This is a genomic window from Corynebacterium mendelii (assembly GCF_017307055.1).
GTDB classification, from domain to species: Bacteria; Actinomycetota; Actinomycetes; order Mycobacteriales; family Mycobacteriaceae; genus Corynebacterium; species Corynebacterium mendelii.
The window spans coordinates 1-1,462 of the sequence record NZ_JAFLEQ010000013.1 but is presented as its reverse complement, the minus strand read 5'-3'; the positions used below and the strand labels follow the sequence as shown (position 1 = coordinate 1,462).

The 1,462-nt window shown below is 56.3% G+C and carries 1 protein-coding gene; it reads left to right on the top strand.

Going from position 1 to position 1,462, the window contains the following annotated elements; translation table 11 throughout:
* Position 1: 1 nt before the first annotated feature.
* A partial coding sequence (locus JZY06_RS07405) for a choice-of-anchor M domain-containing protein (protein ID WP_330617183.1) occupies positions 2-1,462 on the top strand: 1,461 nt, incomplete at its 3' end.

Genomic DNA, 1,462 nt, shown 5'->3' with positions numbered 1-1,462 from the left:
TGTGTGTGCTGGGCGGAAGTTGCTCTACCACGGGCATGTGGATGGTCCCTATGTCAGCCGCAATGGTGATGGGGATCTGACGGTGATGGCTGTTGATGGCTCTGAAGTCCTTGATTCGGATGATGTGTGCATGCGGTTGGGTCCGGATTCCTTCAATGGGAAAGAAGTTTCCCGGATGGTGGTTCCGGATGATCCGAATCTGTCGTTTCTGGGGCAGCCCGGAACTATTTTGTGGCATGCCCCGGCGCAGCTGTATGACGGGTGGAAGCCGATTTGGGCCGGATTCGGTGCCTTCGATCCCGGCCACGAGTGGAATGTGCCGGATGATTTCGTCAGCAACACGCTGGAATTGGAGCTGAAGGATTTCGCCGGGCCGGGAGAGATGGAGGTGTGGAACTATATTGCCGGCTGGGGCAGTGCCAGCAGGATCTTTTCCTCCCGGGATATTCGTAAATACATTGTGTCTGTTGGTGGGCATGCCCACACCAACTGGACGTTTACTGAGCCGGGTATCTACAAGCTGACCTGGCAGGCCACGGGCCGTCATTTTGACGGTACGACGGAAAAAACCCCGGAGATCACCCACTATTGGCTGGTGGGTACCGATGGGGATGTGCACCTGGCTGATGGCAGTTCACCTGGTTTGGGTTCCACCGGTGTGACGGCTGAGCAGCAGCGCGAAGAGATGGGTCTTTCAGAACCTGTCGGTGATCGTCCTGAGCCGCCGGCCCCGGTGGTCGACCAGCCGACTTTGGATGAGGAGAATCTCAAAACACAGTTCGACAAAGCCTGGCCCCCGGAGAACCTGGACAACACGTTTTCCGGTGGGGTTGTCACCAGCAAACTCGGCTACGACGACTACGGGTATCTGGAGCCGAAGTGGTCGGATGACAAAGACAAGTCCTTCGGTTCCACTGTCTGGGTGGAGGTTCCCGACAATACTTTGAGTTGCCTGGATGGTGATGATAAAAACCTGAAGGATTTCATCCGTAACTCCGGGAAAACCAGTGCCTGGATCACCGGCGGGGAATCAGACGATGATGCCCCGACCGTGGTGTTTGACACCACCGGTGTTGATTACGACAAGCTCAACGACCAGAAACTCACCTATTCGGTGACTACCGAATCCTATGGCGGCGGTGTGGTTGCCGCGGGTCCGGGCAAGAGCAACACGTTCATGCCGGTTTCTGTCGGCGGGTCGACGATTTCCCGGAAACTGCAGTTCCTGCAGGCCGGTCAGTATCCGACCCGGTTCATGTTTTCGCATCCCGGTATCTACAGTCACACCATTGATGTGATCGGTAAAACCCCGGAAGACAAATACACCTCCGGGTGGGTGACCCTGAAGTTCCTGGTCGGCAACGAAACCATCAACTACTGGCGCGATAAACTCGGCGATGACGAGCAGATGCTGTCTGTTGATGCTGACCGTGGCTGTGGTACCACCATCGTTACCGCTGAT